Origin of the sequence: Pantoea sp. CCBC3-3-1, from assembly GCF_007981265.1 — a bacterium.
Lineage (GTDB): Bacteria > Pseudomonadota > Gammaproteobacteria > Enterobacterales > Enterobacteriaceae > Erwinia.
The window spans coordinates 2,134,686-2,154,524 of sequence record NZ_CP034363.1 but is presented as its reverse complement, the minus strand read 5'-3'; the positions used below and the strand labels follow the sequence as shown (position 1 = coordinate 2,154,524).

8 protein-coding genes and 2 pseudogenes are annotated in these 19,839 nt (G+C 55.2%); 3 read left to right on the top strand and 7 right to left on the bottom strand.

What is annotated here, in order from left to right; translation table 11 throughout:
* Positions 1-306 precede the first annotated feature (306 nt).
* A pseudogene (locus tag EHV07_RS25165) lies at positions 307-2,095 on the bottom strand (hemagglutinin repeat-containing protein); the annotation flags it as partial.
* A gap of 23 nt (positions 2,096-2,118) precedes the next feature.
* Here EHV07_RS25165 and EHV07_RS10220 point away from each other — a divergent pair.
* Entirely contained in the window at positions 2,119-2,454 is a 336-nt protein-coding gene (locus EHV07_RS10220) for a SymE family type I addiction module toxin (protein ID WP_147197570.1), read from the top strand.
* A 51-nt stretch (positions 2,455-2,505) separates the two neighbouring features.
* On the opposite strand, the gene cdiI is transcribed toward EHV07_RS10220, so the two are convergent.
* Positions 2,506-2,871 carry a ribonuclease toxin immunity protein CdiI gene (gene cdiI, locus EHV07_RS10215; protein WP_147197568.1) on the bottom strand — a complete coding sequence of 122 codons (366 nt, stop codon included), beginning with the start codon at positions 2,869-2,871 and terminating at the stop codon, positions 2,506-2,508.
* 224 nt (positions 2,872-3,095) lie between these two features.
* Positions 3,096-4,391 (bottom strand): annotated as a pseudogene (locus EHV07_RS10210) (VENN motif pre-toxin domain-containing protein); the annotation flags it as partial.
* A 27-nt stretch (positions 4,392-4,418) separates the two neighbouring features.
* Between EHV07_RS10210 and EHV07_RS10205 the strand changes: the two are divergent.
* Positions 4,419-4,622 carry a hypothetical protein gene (locus EHV07_RS10205; RefSeq protein ID WP_254446326.1) on the top strand — a complete coding sequence of 68 codons (204 nt, stop codon included), beginning with the start codon at positions 4,419-4,421 and terminating at the stop codon, positions 4,620-4,622.
* A 46-nt stretch (positions 4,623-4,668) separates the two neighbouring features.
* Here EHV07_RS10205 and EHV07_RS10200 read toward each other — a convergent pair whose 3' ends face one another.
* From EHV07_RS10200 to EHV07_RS10185, 4 genes are all read right to left on the bottom strand, one after another.
* Entirely contained in the window at positions 4,669-5,169 is a 501-nt protein-coding gene (locus EHV07_RS10200; RefSeq protein WP_147197563.1) for an immunity 42 family protein, read from the bottom strand.
* Positions 5,166-15,704, bottom strand: coding sequence for a hemagglutinin repeat-containing protein (locus EHV07_RS10195; protein ID WP_147197561.1), 10,539 nt, complete (start codon positions 15,702-15,704; stop codon positions 5,166-5,168). Before EHV07_RS10195 ends, EHV07_RS10200 begins: the two co-directional genes overlap by 4 nt.
* Positions 15,705-15,715: 11 nt before the next feature.
* Positions 15,716-17,380, bottom strand: coding sequence for a ShlB/FhaC/HecB family hemolysin secretion/activation protein (locus tag EHV07_RS10190; protein WP_147197559.1), 1,665 nt, complete (start codon positions 17,378-17,380; stop codon positions 15,716-15,718).
* A 527-nt stretch (positions 17,381-17,907) separates the two neighbouring features.
* The gene (locus EHV07_RS10185; RefSeq protein WP_147197557.1) at positions 17,908-18,309 is read right to left on the bottom strand and encodes an H-NS family nucleoid-associated regulatory protein; all 402 of its coding nucleotides are present in this window, start codon (positions 18,307-18,309) and stop codon (positions 17,908-17,910) included.
* Positions 18,310-18,665: 356 nt separating this feature from the next.
* Here EHV07_RS10185 and EHV07_RS10180 point away from each other — a divergent pair, with 356 nt between their 5' ends.
* Entirely contained in the window at positions 18,666-19,829 is a 1,164-nt protein-coding gene (locus EHV07_RS10180; RefSeq protein WP_147197555.1) for a hypothetical protein, read from the top strand.
* Positions 19,830-19,839: the final 10 nt, after the last annotated feature.

Below are 19,839 nucleotides of genomic sequence, written 5' to 3'. Positions count from 1 at the left end.
CACATTTGTCGAACCGCCAATTGCACCTGCACCGATAACACTTCCCGCCGTTGCTGTAGCGGGCAACAGGACAGGTGCCATGACCGTTATTGCGCCTGCTCCCCACGCCGTTAATAAGCCGGTTGCCGCATTTTGTCCGGCAGGTAATTCGCCCGTCACCAGCTTATCTGAGGCATACTTAATTTCCCTTGGTGTTGCTGGGTTCAGCACTTTGCCATTTTCATCAGTAAGATTCGTATTATTTACCAGCGATCCCTGGGCCTGAACATTATTCTGGAAGCCGGTGCCGAATCCTTCCAGACCCGACAGCGCATTATTCTCTACCGCATTCTTCCCGGCCTGCGCACCCGCAACCGCGCTGGCGGTGCTGTCTCCGGCTATGCCGCCTGCAAGCCCTGCCGCCAGCGTGCCCAGCTCGCTGACGATCTGCTTCTGCTCCTCGCTGAGTTTATCACGATCCACGCCCGGATAAAGCTGCTGCGCGATAAACTCGCCTGCCGTCGCGCCTGTTGCCCCCGCCAGCGCTGAGTTGTTCTGTATCTGCGCTACCACGGCGCCCAGCACCGCGTGCGCTATCAGGCTGGCCGGTTCGTTAACCACCTCTTTTCCGTCGGGACCGGTTGCGATGGTCTCCCTGTGGATAAGCTCCGCCAGGTAAGGGGCAGAGGCTCCCGCAATTGCGCCCTGCACGTTGCCTGCCACCAGGCCCTGCAACGCCGCCGTGGCGGCCTGGATGCCGCGCTGGATGGCGCTGCCGGTGCCGAACTTCGCCTCGTTGTTTTTGTAACCGTCAGTGCCGGTCAGCGCGTCGTTGTACGCTTTCCACTCTTCCCTGGTGGCCTTTTCACCCGGCTCCTGCACGCCTTTTCTCGCCAGCTCAGCCTTGCCCGCCCCGGTGGCGCGCAGGGTGCCCTCGGTCTGTGCCATCTCCATCGCCTTGCCCGCGATTTCGCCGACCAGCTGCGCGGTCTGCAACCGCTTCTGCTCTTTTTCCCTGTCGAAAATCGGGCTGATGCTGCCGTTGGCACCGGCCACGTCGCGGCTGAGCTGGCTGACGTCCTGCTGCTGCCCGCGCTGGTCGCGTATCACCACCGAGCCTTCAGAGACGGCGGCGCGGGTAACGCCTTCCGCATGGCCGCTGCTGCCCAGGCCGCTGAGCAGCGTGGACGTCATGTTGCTCAGCAGCTGGCTGCCGGCCGGTGCGCCGGTGCTGAAGCTGCCGCCCACGTGCTGCACCTTATAATCCGCGCGGTTATCGATATCGCTGAAGCCCAGCGTGCCGCTATCCAGCCGGTTTTTATCCGCCGTTGCGGTGGAGCCGATAACCGCGCCGTTCAGCTGCGGTTTCCCGCTGGCTTACGCTGTCGGCATTCTCATGGCCTTTGCCTGCGCTGACGCTGGCGGACACGTTAAAGCCCGTGCCGCCGCTGCCGGCGGTGATACCCACGCCCACGCTGCCGCCTTTGCTGCTGTTGCTGCCGCGCGTCTGTGATGATTCTTCAGCGGAGACCAGGTTCACGTCGCGGTTCGCCGACAGCAGCATGTCTTTACCCGCCTGAAGCTGGCTTCCCTGCACGCTGATATCACCATTTTCCCCCTGTACGCCGCTGCCGGTGGCGGTGATGCTCAGGTTACTGCCCGCCGTCAGGCTGCTTTCCTGCTGCGTTTTCTGGTTAAGCGTGCTTTGTGATTTGGAGGACTGGCTGCCGTAAGAGAGGCTGAGGCCGGCGGTCGTCTTGTTGTCCGGGTCGTCACCTCTGGCCGCATCCAGCCTGGCCGCCTGAGTGGCGCTGACCCCGCTGAGCGCCGCCTTCACCCCCTGTAAGGCCGCGAGGCGACCGTCGCTCTCTTTCGTGGCCTCGTTTACGGTGGTGACGGCCGAATTAATGGCGCTGCCCGCGGCACCGGAGAGGGCGAGGGTGAGGCCGCTCTGCTTCTGCTCAACTTTATGGCTCTGGCTGCTCTGGTTCTCCGCCGCCAGAATGTTCACTTCCTTGCCGGTCAGGCTCAAATCTTTCGCCGCCAGCACCTCAGAGCCTTTAACCGTCAGGCCGCTGTCCGCAGTCAGGCTCACGCTGCCCACTGTGCTGACCACAGGCAACTATAAGGGAGTTGATTATGGCTGAGACACATCATAAGCCAGAGACGCACACACCCATAACCCGTTGTTATACCATCGGTTATGTCAGTGACGCGAATTACCGTCCCGTTCCGGCTGTTATGCTGAAGGGCCACTGGCTGGTGGAGGCGGGATTTGATACCGGGACGGCGCTGGAGCCGCAGCCGGAACCGCCCGCTGAACCGGAAGTGGTGACCATGCTGCGTAAAGCCTGCAAAAAGCTTTCGGCACGTAAGCAGCAGCAGGTCATGGAGTTTATCCAGGTGATCGCCACGCCGCAGAAGCGACCGCGGAAGATCCCGGAAGGGATGGTTGAGTGGTGCAGGCTGGAGTAACCAGCTGTTTGTAAAGGAAAACCCCAGCCGTGAGGGCTGGGGTTTTATGTTTTAAGATGGGATCTTAGCCAGTAATTCATTCACTTTATCTGTATCTTCTTGATGAAGATGAAGATATTTAGAGCAGGCTAAACGGATATATTGATAGCAGATTTCTTCGCTGACGATTACGGTATCATCTTCTGAAGGGGGATAACCTATTGCAAATTGCACACCTTCAAAATGATCCTCTTCATCATAGCTATTCATATCTGGAAAGTTGCAATAGGCACCATCAACATTTAACGTCCATTTTCTAGACAATAATTCTATAGCTTCTAAAAATTTATTGTCCTCATAAATCCTGTCAAAATAGGACATAACAATTGTATTTAACCCTGCATTCTCATCCTGTTGATTAAATAGTTCTTTTTTCATTGTTAGCCTCAGTTAGGGTGAAAGTTTCGCACTGTTCCAGTAGATTTATCTACATATATTCTGAAGCTAACGCCGTCAACAGTTGCACTAGCTTGCCCGTTTTTACTCGCCATTGCATCGTTATAGCCTTTAGCTGCTGCTTGTTGTCCAAGTTCTAACATTTTCTGATCGGTAAATATATTAGTCTTCTGCTGAGCCTGCTCACGCTCCGCCGGATCTTTGCTGTTCTGGAGTTTCTGCTTCGCCAGCTCAAGTTCTGTCTTCTCCGACACATGCAGGTGATTCTGCTCAACCGCATTCTTCCCGGCCTGAGCACCCGCGACAGCATCAGCCGTGCTGTCACCAACAACGCCACCCGCCAGTCCCGCCGCCAGCGTACTCAGCGCGCTGATGGTCTGTTTCTGTTCCTCACTGAGCCGATCGCGCGGGATCCCCGCATACATCTGCTGCGCGATATACTCGCCCATCACCGCGCCCGAAGCCCCGGCCAGCGCGCTGTTTCCTGCTGCGTAAGCGGTTACTGCACCAACCACCGCATGCGCCATCAGGTTCGCTTCGGTATTAACCTTACCGTTCGCATCCGTGGTCAGTTTATGTATCTGCTCCGCCAGATACGGACTCGCCGCACCGCTGACAGCCTGAGCAATGTTTCCGCCCGCCAGCCCCTGGATTGCCGCCGTGGCCGCCTGGAGTCCCTGTTGCAGCGCGCTGCCCGTGCCGAACGGCGCCATCGCAGTGTTATAAGCCTGCTCCGCTATCTGGTCGGCGTTTGGCTTCAGGTTACCTTTCCCGACCAGCGCCGCTTTTGCCGCCTCAAGCGCTGCCGGATCTCTCTTCGCTTTCTCGCCCGCTATCTGACCCTCAGTGCTGGCAATATCCATTGCCTGCGCCCCGATTTCCGCCACGAGCTGCGCCGTCTTCAGCCGGTTCCGTTCCTTCTCCGCGTCGAAGATTTTATCCAGACCCGGATTCGCATTTTCCACATCACGACTCAGCTGCGCAATATCCTGTGTCTGCTTTTCCTGATCACGGACAGTAATCGTGCCTTCGCTGACGGCGGAGTGGGTGGTCGAGCTGGCGCTGTCCGAACCGTTCAGTCCCGCCAGGAGGTTGCCGGCCATGTTCCCTTTAAACTGGTCGCCGATGCTGCTGCCGGTGCTGACACCGACGCTCTGGTGCTCAACACTGTAATCCGCTTTGTTTTCAATATCCCCGAACCCTAACGTGCCGGTATCGAGTTTATTCTTCTCCGCTGCTGCCGTTGAACCGATGACCGCGCCGTTCAGCTGCGTGTGGTTGCCGACGGTGATATCAAACCCGTCCTGCCCGCCAAAGATCCCGGTCTGCTCAATCACCGAATCGTAGTTGCTTTTCATTTTGTCGCGGTTAGCGCTGAGGTACGCCGAACCGCTCATTGAGCCAAAGGTAAAGCTGCCGCCCGCGCTGACGCTGGTCTGCTTCGAGTCATAGCTGTTGCTGTCCTGCTGGCTGCTCAGCGTTAGCTGACGACATGCATCCAGCGTGGTTTCCGTGCGGGTGATGAACGGTTGCCCATCCGCATAGCCTGCTCCAGCGCCAGCACGAAGGCAGTAGAACCGAAAGTGCTGACCCAGGTACGCCAGGCCTGTAAAAAGCTCTCTGCCCGTAAGCAGCGGCAGATCGCGGAGTTTATCCAGGTGATTACGACCCCGCAGAAGCGGTCACTGCCACCGGGAACGGGTGAGTGGCAGGCGATGCACAGAAGTAATTAACTGGTTATAAGGTAAAAATCCCAGCCGTGAGGGCTGGGATTTATACCTATACAGATTCTTGATAGGGAAGCTTTTGGATCACGTTATTGACCGTTCCTTTCTTTAAAGTGGTTTTTTTAGCTGTGCTGCCATAATCTGAACTGTATATTAAACACTCTTCATCGTTATCTTTAGGATAATAAAACAAATAAAATCCAACGTCTGATATTTCAACAGGGCTTAAAAAAACGCCTAACGCTTCAGAATCAGGTAATTCAAGATCATCAGGATCACTATCAAGAAGCATTCCATGTGAATGAGCTAACTGCGTTATCAACTCTGACGCATCTTCTGACAAGGACAACCCGACACTCTTACAGCTATTTATTTCTTGCTGGCTATCTTTTAAATAATTAATAGCCATATGTAATGTATAATTTGATCCTTTCGACGGATAGATTTCATCCTCAATAAAAAAACTAAAGATCCCATACTTCCAGTAGTTATCCTCTGTTTTTTCTAACATTTCATAAAAAACAGCAAATTCAAAAGGTTTACCAAAGATCATTTTTTGTCCTTTAATTCTTTAATTTCTTTATTGAAGCTACCCAGTTCTCTGTTACCTAAAGCATTTTTACCATCACCAGTACTGCCACTCCAATGATAAGTACCAGAGCCATCTTTGTTAGTGTTAAAGAATCGATGAATATTCCCATCATTATCAATTGATAGTCTTATCTTAGGATCTTTTGTAGCAATCGAATTCTCGAAGAGCGATAAAGAATTCTTTGGTTCTATCCCTGCACTAGGTCTGGAACCAGGTGCACCTGGCGTATGTTTGGGATTAGATTCAATTTTAAATCCATTGTTTGCAACTGTTGCTTCAGGGATTGGTAATCTATTATCTTTAATTCCAGATGAATGATTACCCGCCTTCCCAATCCCAGCAGCACTGGTTCCTGCCGCCTGCGCTAACGAATTGATAGCAAGCTGCTTCGCCTCCGCTGAATCACCGGACATCAGCGCGTTATGGATCGCCGCGTTTCTGTCCGTTTCAAGCTGGATGGTCGTCACCTGAAGAACAGCTAATTCGTCCTGTTCTGCCGGACTTAATCCGCCACCAGTGCGCGCTTTCTCCAGCAACTCATTGGTACGGCTGGCGTAATCGGCTTGTAACTGACTAACTTCACTAACTTTATTAACGCAGTCCTGAGCGCCTTTACATCCAACTACGCTTTCATGCTGCTCAGCATTGATTTTTTTGTACTTATCAATGACATCTTTTTCGCAGGCGGCTCCGCCCTGACATTGAGCCATTTCCTGAGCAAGGGATTTGTTACCCGGCACACTCAGCGCATTATTCTCAACCGCATTCTTCCCGGCCTGCGCACCCGCCACCGCGCTGGCGGTGCTGTCTCCGGCTATACCGCCTGCAAGCCCTGCCGCCAGCGTGCCCAGCTCGCTGACGATCTGCTTCTGCTCCTCGCTGAGTTTATCACGATCCACGCCCGGATAAAGCTGCTGCGCGATAAACTCGCCTGCCGTCGCGCCTGTTGCACCCGCCAGCGCTGAGTTGTTCTGCACCTGCGCCACCACGGCGCCCAGCACCGCGTGCGCTATCAGGTTGGCCGGTTCGTTAACCACCTCTTTTCCGTCGGGACCGGTTGTGATGGTCTCCCTGTGGATAAGCTCCGCCAGGTAAGGGGCAGAGGCTCCCGCAATTGCGCCCTGCACGTTGCCTGCCACCAGGCCCTGCAACGCCGCCGTGGCGGCCTGTATACCGCGCTGGATGGCGCTGCCGGTGCCGAACTTCGCCTCGGTGTTTTTGTAACCGTCAGTGCCGGTCAGCGCGTCGTTGTACGCTTTCCACTCTGCCTTTGTGGCCTTCTCACCCGGCTCCTGGACGCCCTTCTTCGCCAGCTCAGCCTTGCCCGCCCCGGTGGCGCGCAGGGTGCCCTCGGTCTGCGCCATCTCCATCGCCTTGCCCGCGATTTCGCCGACCAGCTGCGCGGTCTGCAACCGCTTCTGCTCTTTTTCCCTGTCGAAAATCGGACTGATGCTGCCGTTGGCCCCGGCCACGTCGCGGCTGAGCTGGCTGACGTCCTGCTGCTGCCCGCGCTGGTCACGTATCACCACCGAACCTTCAGAGACGGCGGCGCGGGTAACGCCTTCCGCATGGCCGCTGCTGCCCAGGCCGCTGAGCAGCGTGGACGTCATATTGCTCAGCAGCTGGCTGCCGGCCGGTGCGCCGGTGCTGAAGCTGCCGCCCACGTGCTGCACCTTATAATCCGCGCGGTTATCGATATCGCTGAAGCCCAGCGTGCCGGTATCCAGCCGGTTTTTATCCGCTGCTGCCGTTGAGCCGATGACCGCCCCGTTCAGCTGCGTGTGGTTGCCGACGGTGATATCAAACCCGTCCTGCCCGCCAAAGATCCCGCTCTGCTCAATCACCGAGTCGTAGTTGCTTTTCATTTTGTCGCGGTTAGCGCTGAGGTAAGCCGAACCGCTCATTGAGCCAAAGGTAAAGCTGCCGCCCGCGCTGACGCTGGTCTGCTTCGAGTCATAGCTGTTGCTGTCCTGCATGCTGCTCAGCGTAAGATTGCGGCCCACGTCCGCCACGACTTTGCTGCCGCTCGCCTGTGCCCCGCTCAGCGTGGTGTCGCGTCCGCTGCTCAGCGTTAGCTGACGGCCTGCATCCAGCGTGGTTTCATTTTGCGTGACGCCGTTGCCCTTCTCCCTGCCATTGCTGCTGTTCACGCTGGCGGAAACGCTGATCCCCCAGCCGCCTGAACCGGCACCAATGCCGATCCCCAGCGTGCCACCTTTGCTCTCGTTTTTCCCGGTGGTGAGATCCGTATCCTGAGCGGAAAGCAGCGTGATATCGCGCGCCGCGTTCAGCGCCATGTCCCGGCCTGCTTTTAGCTGACTGCCCGCAAGGGTGATATCGCCGCTTTGTGCGCCTTCCTTGCCGCCGGTGGCGGCGATGGTCAGGTTATTGCCCGCGTTTAGCGTGCTGCCGCTGGTGCGATCCTGCTCGCTGTGGCTGGTCGATTTGGACGACTGCGAGCCATAGGTGGCGCTAACGCCAATGGTGTTATTGTTGGCCGGATCGTTGCCCTTCGAGGTATCCATGCGCATAGCCTGCGACGCCTGCACGCCGGACAGCGTCGCTTTTGTCGCCTGAAGCGCTGCCAGGCGACCATCGCTTTCCTTGCTGGCCGTTTGGGCCGTGGTCACCGCGCTGTTAATCGCGCTGCCAACCGTGCCGGAAAGCGCCAGCGTCAGTCCGCTCGACTTCTGCTCAAACGTCTGGTCGCTGATGCGCCTGTCGTGACCCGGGTCGATTACCACGCTGTCACCGCTCAGTGACAGGTTATTGCCTGCAATCAGGTCGGAGCCGACAACGTGCGCCTGCCCGCCGGCGCTAATGCTCAGATTACCCGCTGAACTCCCCACGGTACTGCCGCTCTGGCTCTGGGTGGTGCCTTTTTCCTTCAGCTCCTGACGGGTTTTGCTGCTGCCGATCGTAAAGCCAATACCGCCGCTGCCCATCAGGCCGCTTTTCTTTTTCTCGCTAAGCTGCCAGCTGGAATCAGTGTTGGTGGCGGCGACGATATCGACGTTATTGCCCGCCTTCAGCGCGACGTCATGTTCACCGGCAACCGCAGAACCTTTAACCAGCAGGTTGTTGCCCGCGTTTAGCGTGACGTTATCGCCGCTCAGCAGGGTTCCCTTTTCTGCCGTGTCGCTGCTTTCTTTAACGGTATGCGTGGTGGTTTTTTTCAGGAAACTTTTTTTGGTTTTGGTTTCCTCTTTGTAGCGGTAATCGCTTTCGGTGGCGGTGGTCAGGTTGATATCGCGACCGGCACTGACCGCCAGATCCTGCGTGGCCGTCACCTGCGCGGCCTCGCTGTTCACATCACGCCCGGCGGTAACCGAGGTGCTGCCGCCGCTGGCGATTTCAGTTCCCTGCTGACGGACGGATTCAGTGATTTCCGTCTTTTTGCTCGCTTTGTCGCTGTTGCCGGAAGCGGTTTGCGCCGCCGTCAGATTGACATCCCGACCCGCTGCAAGCGCCACATCCCGGTCAGCCACCAGCCCGGCCGCCTGACTGTTGAGATCGCGTCCGGCGGCCAGCGTCAAATCGCTGCCGCTGGTGACGGTGGTGCGGGCCAGTCCGCTGCTGTGCGATTCACTTTTTCCCTGGCTGCTGTTCTGGCTGGTTTCTGCGCTTTGCAGATTGATGTCGTTACCTGCCGCGAGAGTCGCGTTACCGGCTGCATTCACCGTGCTGGCTTTGATATTCAGATCGTGCCCGGACTGCATGGCAAGGCTGCCGCCCGCGGTGACGTCACTTCCCTGACTGGACATGCTACTGTTGTTTACAACGGTGCGTTTACCGTTTTTGAAATCTGTCAGTCCGCTGCTTGCTGTCAGCGGATTGGCGGTAACGTTGATGTCATTGCTGGCGCTCATCAGCAGATCGCCACCGGCGCGCAGTGTTGCGCCCTGCACGTTAATGTCTCTGCCTGATTGCAGCGACAGCGATTCGGTTGCGGAAATGGCGCCTGTCTGGCTGCTCTGCGTTTCAGTCAGCGCTCCCGGGGTGCCTTTACCATTTCGTGTACCGGACTGCCAGGGCCGTGCCGTGGTCAGGTTGTTGATATCGCCGTTTACGCTCTCCAGCGCCACGGTTTTACCGCTGATGGCGGACGCCACGTTGGTGATGCTGTTCAGCGCGGTTAGTTTCAGGCTGTCGGCGGCCTGAATCAGTCCCGAGTTCAGGTTTTCAATTGAGTTCTGACTGTCCAGCGCCAGCGCATTTTGCGCCACAAGGGTGCTGCTGCTGTTGGTGACGTTTCCAGCCTTCAGCGTGACGTTATTACCGGCAATCACGCTGCCGTTTTGAACTACGGCATCCTTCGGCGAGAGGTAGACTTTTGGCACCATCACCGTCTCGCCATTCAGGGTTGCCGCTTCCCACCAGATAATGCTTTTATCCAGCGAAGCCAGCTGATCGGCGGTCAGCGACACGCCAAACTCCAGCCCCAACGACTGCTGTGTGGCGGCGGCGTTATCCATCAGGTAGCGCATCTGCTCCAGATCGGAGCCTGTGCCGCCGAGGTAGCGATTTCCGGTCTGGTTAAGCACGGCGTTACTGACGTAACGGGTATCGAAAGCCGCGTCACCAAGGAAACGGTAGTCGTTATCGGGCTTCAGATTCAGACGGTTAAGCAGATAGGCCGAGCCGAGGAACTGCTTCTCATCGGTATACTGTGCACGGGTTTCTTTTACCGCACCGGCAGGCTGTGCGCCCAGCAGCGAATAGAGATCGCCGAACAGGTTTTGGTCCAGCTGCCCCAGCCCGTTTAGTTTGGGGTTTAAAGTGATCAGATACGGTGATTTGCTTTCAGGTGAAATAACAAAGTAACCGTTATCACCAGAAGGCAGCGGATAAGCGCTGGTATCCACGCTTTTCGGCTGATAATTTTTCAGCGAATGACTGCCCGGCGTATTGCCTGCGGAAGGCAGGTTAGCGGAAGCGTTATCAAGACCCACTGCGCCATTGACCTGCTGAACTGCATTTTGTAGCAGGTCGCGCCACTGCGGTGAACTTACCGCAACCTTATCCGTACCGTTGAGGCTCTGCTTTTGTAACGCGGCAACACGGGCTGGCGTGCTCCAGGTGTTTAGCGAAGGGGCCGCCAGCGTATTCCCTGTTGCTCCCGCATTGGCCGTGGTGCTGGTATTGCTCAGATCGCTGCTGAAATTCGCGCTGACGTTGCCACCGGCCTGGATAACGGCGCGGTAGAGTTCGCCGGGGGTGTATTCGGTTTCATGGCCCGTCAATTTATAGGTTAAGTTGCTGCCTTTGGCGCCATTTTGGGTTCTTTTCTCGCCAATTTTGATTGTCCCAGCCACCGCTTTGTGCTCGTAAACCAGTACATCGCTGTTCGTCCCGGCCTGCCAGCTTTGATTTTCGAGCTGATTACCGGCAAGCGTTATATTGCCGTTTGCCAGGATATTGCTGGCCTGATTTTCCAGATGATCAGCCCGGATAACCACATCATGCCCGGAAGCGAAACGACCCGCCCCGCCGTTACTGATCACATTTGTTGTGCCAGTAGTCAGCGCGAACTTCTGTACCGCCGATTCAGCAAGCGTTCCGTAATATGTTTTGACGTCGGTGTGTGTGGAACATCCTCCATCCGCTCCGGCACATCCGCCACCGCTCTCTGTCGTAGTGACTGTAGTAAAATAACCATAGCTGCCAACGGGTAACTCCCAGATGGATATCGTCATCGTCGCATCACCAAGGCCCGCCCTGGTCGGTGCCGTGGTAGTGCTTTGCGATACGCTCAATCCGTCACGCGTATTCAACAGGTGCCCGGTATTGACCCTAATATCGCCATTCTGCGTTTCTACCGTGCCGGAGGTGTTCAGCACCTCGCCGTTGGCATTTCCCGCCGCATCGCGCTGCATCCACAGATTGTTTCCGGCCAGAATATCGCCGCGCTGGTTACGGATACTGTTGGCCAGCAGCCAAAGATTATTACCGGCATACAGCAGCGCCGTATTGACGATGCTGCCCGGCGTGGTCAGCGTCATTGAGCCACGCGTGCCGGTAAAGCCGTTGACGTTGATATCGCTGCGGCTGTTAAGCGCCACGTCGCCGCCGCCCTGAAGCGTGCCCGCGCCGTTAAGATCGATGCGGCTGCCGCTCAGGGTGCTGACGCCGCCGCCCGTCGTAATCTGGCCGTTGTTAGTGAGCACGCCGCCTGCATTCAGGTTGATCGTATTGCCCTGAAGGGTGCCCTGGTTATCAATATCGCCATTGCTGCTGACGCTAAGCGTATTTCCTGCGGCCAATACGCCGCGCGCGCTAAAGCCGTTAGCCAGCGTCAGCGCCAGGTTGCCCAGCGCTACAATCTGGCTGGCAGAGTCCAGCCCGTTGCTGTGTAGGGTCAGATCGCCGCCGCTGAACAGGCGGCCATTGCCCTGCTGGTTAACCTGAGCCGCATCCAGCGCCAACTGGCCGTTGCCAAGCAGCGTGCCGCTGTTGTTAATCTGCTGATAGTTAACGGTAAGATTGTTGCCCTGCGCCGTGCCCTGATTAGTCAGGTTGTTACCGGTGAGCACGCCCTGCTGTTCAGCCAGCACCGTGCCGCTGTTGAGAAGCGTTGCCGCATTCGCCAGTAAAGTCGTAGCCTGAAGCCAGCCGCTGTTATTCAGCGAAGCGCTGTTCAGGTTCAGCGTCCCGCCGTTCAGCAGCCGTCCACTGTTGCGCGTTTCGCCCGCAACCGAAAGCACCGAGCCGTTACCGTTCTGGATCAGCCCGGCGTTATCCAGGCCCGGCGTGGTAAGAGTCAGCGGCCCGTTACTGAGAATAGTGCCGCTGGCCGCGTTATTCAGATTGCCGGTCAGTACCAGATCCGTGGCGTCATCACCCTGTAAGCGACCGCCGTTATCCAGCTGTCCCGAGGTGATTTGCAGCGATTTTCCCTGCACGCGCCCCTGATTGTTTACCGAGGCGGCATCGAGCGTCAGCGTGCCCGCGCTGAGCAGCGTTTTATCCTGCTGCTGCGTGAATGCGCTCTGCAAGGCGACCGTCAGGCCATTGACGCCGCCGATCGCGCCGTTGTTGGTCAGGGTATTGCCGGTGAGCGTCAGGTTGTTGGCGGTCCATTCCCCGGCATTCGTGAGCGTCAGTGCCTGAAGCGCGGCCGTGCCGTTGGCGGTAATTTTGCTGTTTGCTTCCGCCTCCAGCCTGTCGCTGAGGAGCAGCTGCAACGCATCCGCGCTCTGAATAGCCCCGCGCTGGGAAAGGTTCTGCGCATCCAGCAGGATCTGCTGTCCCTGCCAGCGACCGTCATTGATCACCGAGCCGGCTTTTATCTTTAGCGTGCCGAGGGTTAACAACGATCCCTGACTGCCGTTGGTCAGTGCTGGCAGGGTTGAAGATGTTGTCGCGAGCAGCATACGCGCTCTTACAGGCGCAGAAGCGCCCAGCGTGAGCGACTGTAGACCAGTAAGCGAGCCGTCGTTGTCGATCTGCATCGGGCGAAGAGTCAGGTTATCTCCCTGGATCGCGCCGGTGTTGATCAGGCTACCGCCACCGAGCGTCATATCGCCTTCGCTCAGTAGCGAACCGCTGTTGTTAAAGGTGCCGGCATTGATGTCCGTGCTGCCTTTACTCATCAGATCGCCCTGACTGGCAAGCAGGCCGGAGAGGTTAGCGTCCAGCGTTCCCGTCGCCAGCAATGAACCGTTATGCTGCCAGTCAGCGGCCGTGACGGTGGCGTTCATACCCTGCAAGACGCCGTCAGTCGTTAACTGGCCCGCATCCAGCGTCAGATCGCCGCCGGTCAGCATGCGCCCTGCCTGCTGGTTTTCAACCGTGTTAGCCGTGACGCTTAAACCGTCAGTTCCCTGAAGCAGCCCGCTATTGGTCAGGGCGCCGCCAGTGAGGGTGAGCGACTGCGCCGCGATCTTGCCCTGGTTAACGAAGGTGTTAGCGTTAACCTGAAGCGTGTTTTCACTCAGAATCTGGCCGTCGCTTACGTTCCGCACGCTATTGCCGCCGATCGAAACATCTGCGGACTGAAGTAAACCGCTGTTGAGCAGATCGCCTTGTAACGTTAGCGCCTTCGCGATCAGCGACCCGCTGTTCGCCAGCGTGCCTGACTGCACGTTCAGAGCCTGTACGCTCAGAATCTGGCCGCTGTTCGCCAGCTCGCCATCCACCTGAAGCTGACTCCGCCCTTCGCTGCGCAGGGTGCCGGTATTGCTGGCTTTATCCGCGGCCAGCGCCAGCGTATCGGCCTGTAGCTGACCGGCGTTGTTCAGAACGGATGCCGTCAGATTTAACGTATCGCCACTCAGTAAAGTGCCTTGATTATCCAGCGTTCCCGCCTGCAAACGCATAGCCTGCACGGCCTGCATACTGCCCGTATTGCTGAGGTCGCCTTTTGTCTGATTCAGCGTCTCCGCCGCCAGTTGTCCGGCGTTAGTGAGCTGTTCACCTGAAAGGGTCAGGCCATTTTTTGCCAGCATCAGACCGGTGTTCTGATTGGTCAGGCTACGGCTGGAGAGATCAAGACTGACAGCATTGATTTCGCCGCCGTTAGTCAGGCTGTCGCCACTGAATGAAAGCGCGTTATCACCGGTGATCAGGCCCTGATTGTTGATCCGGGCAATCGCGAGCGAGAGATCGCTATTGCTGTGGAGCGTACCGCCCTGCCAATTATCGAACCGGCTGGCGGTGAGGCCCAGCTTGCGATCGCCCTGTATGAGTCCACTGTTACTGAGGCGCTGGCTGGTCAGCATCAGTTCAGGCGCGATCAGCGTTCCGCTGTTGCTGATTTCTGCTGCCTCAATCGACAACTCGTCAGCGTAGCTTTTCCCACCGTGCTGGAGAGCATCGGCGTTCAGGCGCATTGCCTTAACGGCCGTTTGCGTCCCGTTCAGCGTGGCCTGATTAGCGGTGAGTTGCAGGGCGCCTTTGCTCTGCAACTGCGCGCTACCGTCGGTGGTGATTTGCTTACCGATCGCGGTAAGATCGCCACCCGTTATCTCGCCTGCAAGCCGGATAACATCGCCCTTCAGAGCAATATTCCCCTCGCTGGCGATGCGCGATCCGCTGCTGGCCGTCAGCGTGTCGGCAGCAACTGCCAGTCCGTTGACGGCAGAAAGCGATCCGTTCTGCGTCAGGCTACGATGGCGGGTAGTCAGCTGGCCGCCGCTGGCGATCTTCCCGCCGTTAAGCAGAGAGTTTCCCGCCAGCGACATTGCCTGCTGGCTTTGTAAGGTGCCCTGATTATCCAGCGCGGCGACCTGAGCCGTCAGCGATCCATCCGCCGCAAGTGAGCCTTTATTGGTTAAGGTATCGGCAGTAATATCAAGCTGCTGGCCTGAACGGATTTGTCCTTCATTACCGAGTTGTGTACCGGATAGCGTAATATTGCCTGCACCGTTAGCTTCACTGTTCTGGTCGATATTGACGGTCTGACCATTCAGGCCGATGGCCCGGCCTGCCGTCAGGTGTGCGTCTGCAAGCTTAACGTTACTTTGCCCGTTAAGCGTGATATCACCGTCGCTGAGCAGCGAACCGGACTGAACGACAATATTGTTCCCGGCACTCAACGTAACCGCGCCGCCCGCTTTATGATCGCCGGTAAGCGTCAGGCTTTCGCCCTTCACTTTTAGCGCGCCGCTGGCCAGGCTGTTTCTCATCGTCAGCTGGCCGTTAGCATCCAGCACCATATCGCCCTGACGGGCATTCAGATTGCCAAGGTTAACACCGACGCCCTTTTCACTTGAGACCAGGTGAATCCGGTTGGCATACATGCCGCCCAGCGCGCCAGTGTCTACCGAGACCGCAGGCGCGGCACCTTCGCCCGCTATCGGCGTGACGGAACCCTCCTGATCGACGCGGTTTGCACCTGTTGTCACCGACAGGTCTTTAGCGTGAATGCCCGCGTTGATTTCCGTTGCGCGCGCCACAATCGCCACCGCATCTGCACTGCTGCCATCAAGCCCCTGACCTTCAACGATCACCGACCCTTTACTCACCTCCAGCGCGGCAAGATTGCCGCTGGCATCCAGCTGCGGTTTCCCGGTAGTGAGGGTGACGTTCGGCGTGTTGATAAAGCCGCAGCCGCTACAGGTAATGCCGTACGGGTTTGCCACCATCACGTTGGCCGCTTTACCCGCCACTTCGGTATAGCCTTGTAGCTGAGAGCGGTTAGCGCCGACCACTTCGTTGATGATTGCGCGGGCTTCCTGTCCGGCTTTCAGGTTAGGATTGTTCTGGATCAGCCCGCCAAGCTGGGTCTGTGTAAGCTGGCCGGTGGCGTTATTGAGGATCAGCCCCTCCTTGCCGACGTTGAACTGCTGATACTGGTTATGCGACACGCCCGTCTGGTTCGGCGCGGTGATATTGACCACCGGCACGCCATTGCCTGCCGCGTCCATTTTTGTGCCCGGCGTGACCGGGGTGAGGGCCGCAGCGGCCGCAGGCAGCATCGGCTGTACGGCAATCAGGTAGCAAATCACATAGCTCAGTGCGCGACGGGCCAGAGAAACCGGCTTCAGATCGTCCATAATCCTTCCTCTTAAAAGATCAGCCCAAAGCGGGCATAAATGCTGACGCGATCCGGGGCCAACTCACCGGGATAGCTAAGTGGGATGCCAAGCGTGTACTGGCTGTAGAAATGCGTATTCCGTGTTGCGAAACCTACGGCGCTGCCCCACAGCGTGCCGGTGGAACGGCGATTCTGCGGGTCACTCTTCAGCCAGCCGCCATCGATGGCCAGCAGGCTGCTGACCTCACCGATGCCCGGTAGCCTGAACAGCGAATAGTTCAGTTCGTTACGCAGGTAGCCGCCCGCATCACCGGAGAGATACTGTTCTTTGAAACCGCGCACCGAGCTTTCGCCGCCAAGGGTGAGGCGTTCGCTGCCATACAACCGGTCCGGTGACCATTGCCCGTAGACGCTGCTCAGCCACCAGAGCTTTTGGGTGATCGGGCGCTGAAAACTGCCGCTCAGGCTCCATTTACGAAACTGCGCTTTGGGTAAATCACCGGTTTTGCCCGCGTCGCTTTCGGCATCAAACCATGGCATGCCGCGACTCAGTACCGGGTTCAGGGTAGCGACGCCGCCGAGGATTTTTTGCGTATGGTTCAGGCCGAACTGAAGGCTGGTGATCTTGCGGCTGCTGCTTTGCAACAGCGTATGATTGAGGAAGTTATGACTGGCATAACGGTTAAGGCCAATCTGAACGCCGGTTTTGATCGTGCCATTGCGCAGCAGCACCCAGGAGCCGTTCAGCCGGTGCGCGATGTTGTCGCCGTTGCTCAGCCAGGTAAAGCCGTTATTGATAAAGCTGCTGTGATAATTGCTCCAGCTGTAGCTGTAATCCAGCAGGCCATAGCCGTACGGCATGCTGACGCCAGCCTGAAGGTTCTGTGCATCACGCCACTCGCTGAACGCACTGCTGCGGCCGCCGCTGATAAACCAGCGGTCGGCCAGTCCGAGCAGATTATTACCGGTAACGGCACTGTTAAGCTGACCCACGCCGGTGCTCTTCTGTCCGCTGTTATCAAAACCGGCCGAGAGGCTAACGGGAAATTCAGATTGACTGGTCAGATTAACAATCGAATAGCCTGGCTTTTGCGACGGCACAATTTCAATCTGTACCGGTGAGCTGCGTACCCGATTAATCTGCTCCATTCCCTGCTCTATATCGCGCAGGTTGAGCGTTTTCCCTTCCAGCCCCGGAAAGGTTGTTTCTAACATGCGCGAGTGCACGCCATTGAGGCGTACAGCCTCTAATTTCCCTTCAAGTACGGGAATCGTTAATTCTTCAGAGGATAAATTCTGCTCGCTAAGAAATGCCCGACTGGTAATATAGCCCCGCTGCATATACCAGTCAGAAATTGCATGTACAAGCGCATTAATTTCCGTTAAGTTCAGGCAGCGGTTATTATAATTATCCGTTAATGCTGATTGCTGTCTGACTGATAACAGCGTAGCGTTTTTAATAATAATACGATGAACAGGAAAGCACTGCCCTGACTGTGTGCCAGCCGTTGCTGGCGCGCTGTGCAGTGTGGAAGCATGCCAAAGGGCATTACGCTGCTGCTGGTTCTGCTCCAGCTGCTGTTGTTGCTGAGTCTGAATATAATCGCGGTCGCCCGGGGTTAGCGGTGCAGCAAATACCTTGCAAAAAAACAAACCAGCAGACAACGCCAGCCACTTTCCTGTTTTAATTTTCATCGTTAAAAGTTTAGTGAAACTGATTGTAAGGATTATGTAAGTAAGGGTGCGAAGAATAACACCTTAACTATCGGAAAGTTCCCGGATAAGCTAAAAAACGAATTATTTTTGATAATGCGCGTTATGGGATATTAATCTGCCGACATAAATCAAATCACCTCTCTTTTATCTTTAAAAAACGCGCGATCGCTAAACGAGTAGAATTTAATTCATAAAGGCAGCAGGTGCTGCCTTTATTCAGAAAGCGAGATCGGTAACGTTTTCCGCTATTAAATTTATGTGATGAACGACAGAACCCTGCAATCGCACCGGATCCCGTTAACGCGTGCTGTTGAAGCCTGGCGCTATTTTGACAGCCGTCAGCAGACCGGCAAGGTGGTGATTTCCATCAGCTAAGACTGCACGCTCACGCTGTTTAACAGCGTCTGATATATTCAGGTTCGGGTCACACAGAGGGGGCATCAGCAGATGCCCCCTTTTATCGATCAAACAGTTCTGCCTGAACCATTCACTTCAGGCAGCATTGACTAAATCAGGAAGTCATTAAGAGACTGGCCATTTTCAAGGGCGGTTTTAATAGGAGAAGGTGTCCGGCCCTGACCCGTCCAGTGCCTGATTTCATTGTTGACGTCAGTATATTTATACTTAGCAGGGCGTGGCGCGCGTGCTTTTTTTGGCATGCCAGATCGCTTGATGCCGTCCAGCAGTTCTGCGGGAGAGATACCGTCTTCCAGCAGCAGTTCGTGATACATGGCCAGTTTTTCAGCTTTTTCACGATGCGCTGCTTCAGCCGCTTGCCGTTCAATATGACGTTCGTCGATTAAAATATTGAGCTTTTCGCGGATCTCTTCCAGCTCCTCTGTAGCCATATTACGCGTCTGCGCACGCAATGAACGGATATTTTTCAGGCTACTCAGGTTAAAATTCATACTTTACTTCCTTAAATCTCAAATCAAATAAGCCAGCGAGCATTCACTGACGAGACAAGGATAACATTTATTGTTTTGATTTATCGCGTTGAACGGACGATTACCCGCATCAACAGAATATGAAACATAAAACTGTTCAATTTAGATACAAACCCTAAAATCAAGGGTGACTAAAAGTCAGGCAAAATTTTCTTCTTATATTTAACGAAATTAAAAAATAATCATTTTTAGGCCAGTGAAATTAGTCCTGTTATCGTGCGAAAAAAAAGGCCCCCACCCAAAAATAGATTGCTTTACCTTGCGCAATATAAATAATAAGGCGTTGATTACATTCTCCTAACATATGGAACCGTCAAATGAGCAATCAAGATGACCTGTTGCAGGGTAAAAATGTAAAAAGATGGCTTATTTCAATCCTGACGCCAACCGCTATTTTAACGGGTATAGCAATCCTGTTTACCTGGGTCTTTCTGTACCGCCTGGGCCGTCAGGACATTTTTTTACAGGTTGTCAGCTTCAAAGATATCTTCTCTTTTATTGCGTTTTCTTCTGTTTTAAGCATCTTTCTTTTTTGCCTGGTTTTCTTTACCCCCTCGATAATTTCAGCACTGATTTTACAGGGAAGTCCGCGTAACCATAGCGATTACCAAAAAATCAAGAGTAACTATGTCAGGATCCTCTTATGGGGCTCATTTCTTGCGGTAATTCTTTTTTTTGCGTTTTGTTATTTTTATCCTGCTAATAAAAAACCGGGTTCTGCATGGCCTGTAGGTTTATTTTTCCTGGCAAATAGTGTGATATGTATTCTGTTAAACCTGTGGTTTAATCGTCATATAGCGCAAAAACGCTCCCGCTACCTGTCCGGGTGGGACTGGTGGGAATTCGTTTTAACGATTCATTTTTTTAAGCCAACGATGATCGGTGTGGCATCCTGGCTGTTCGTTTTCCCAATGGGATTGCTGATTAAAACGTTGAAATTCCCTGACGGTACGGGAAACTTAAAAGAAGCGTTACTGTTATTTGGCCTGACCTATTTTATTGTGATAATCACCCTGGTTCCTTTGCTCGTCTTCATAGGTTTAAAAAGCCATATATTCAAAAGACTGGCCATATTTAGCTGTGCAGCATTGATGGCGTTAGCGCTGGTATCAAGTCTGCTCCCCGTTATCCCGGCAATGATAATTAATTTATCCATGAAATTATCAGGCGTGATGGATTTGACGGTTTACCGTTATGCGGTTCCGGCAGATAAATATCCCGCAGAAATGTTTTCAGGCAAGAACTGGTCGCTGACAGAAAGTAAAGATACGAAATTTCATATCGTTGAAGGCGTTAACCTTTTTTCAATGGGAACCGTCAGCCTGATTTGCCCAAAAACGCTCCCTGCCGTTTTAACTGAAAGTATGAGTTATCGATTAGGTGACAAAGATTTTGATGAAAATCTTCGTGATAAGCTTCAGCAGGCAACCCGAAGATGCAATATCATCGATAAAGAGACGTTATTAAAATGGCAGGAATAAGGCATTTTCA

Excerpts from the sequence above, each read along its gene's own strand:
- EHV07_RS10220 (WP_147197570.1), top strand. The coding sequence starts at position 2,119 with ATGGCTGAGACACATCATAAGCCAGAGACGCACACACCCATAACCCGT.
- cdiI (WP_147197568.1), bottom strand. The coding sequence starts at position 2,871 with ATGAAAAAAGAACTATTTAATCAACAGGATGAGAATGCAGGGTTAAAT.
- EHV07_RS10200 (WP_147197563.1), bottom strand. The coding sequence starts at position 5,169 with ATGATCTTTGGTAAACCTTTTGAATTTGCTGTTTTTTATGAAATGTTA.
- EHV07_RS10195 (WP_147197561.1), bottom strand. The coding sequence starts at position 15,704 with ATGGACGATCTGAAGCCGGTTTCTCTGGCCCGTCGCGCACTGAGCTAT.
- EHV07_RS10190 (WP_147197559.1), bottom strand. The coding sequence starts at position 17,380 with ATGAAAATTAAAACAGGAAAGTGGCTGGCGTTGTCTGCTGGTTTGTTT.
- EHV07_RS10185 (WP_147197557.1), bottom strand. The coding sequence starts at position 18,309 with ATGAATTTTAACCTGAGTAGCCTGAAAAATATCCGTTCATTGCGTGCG.
- EHV07_RS10180 (WP_147197555.1), top strand. The coding sequence starts at position 18,666 with ATGAGCAATCAAGATGACCTGTTGCAGGGTAAAAATGTAAAAAGATGG.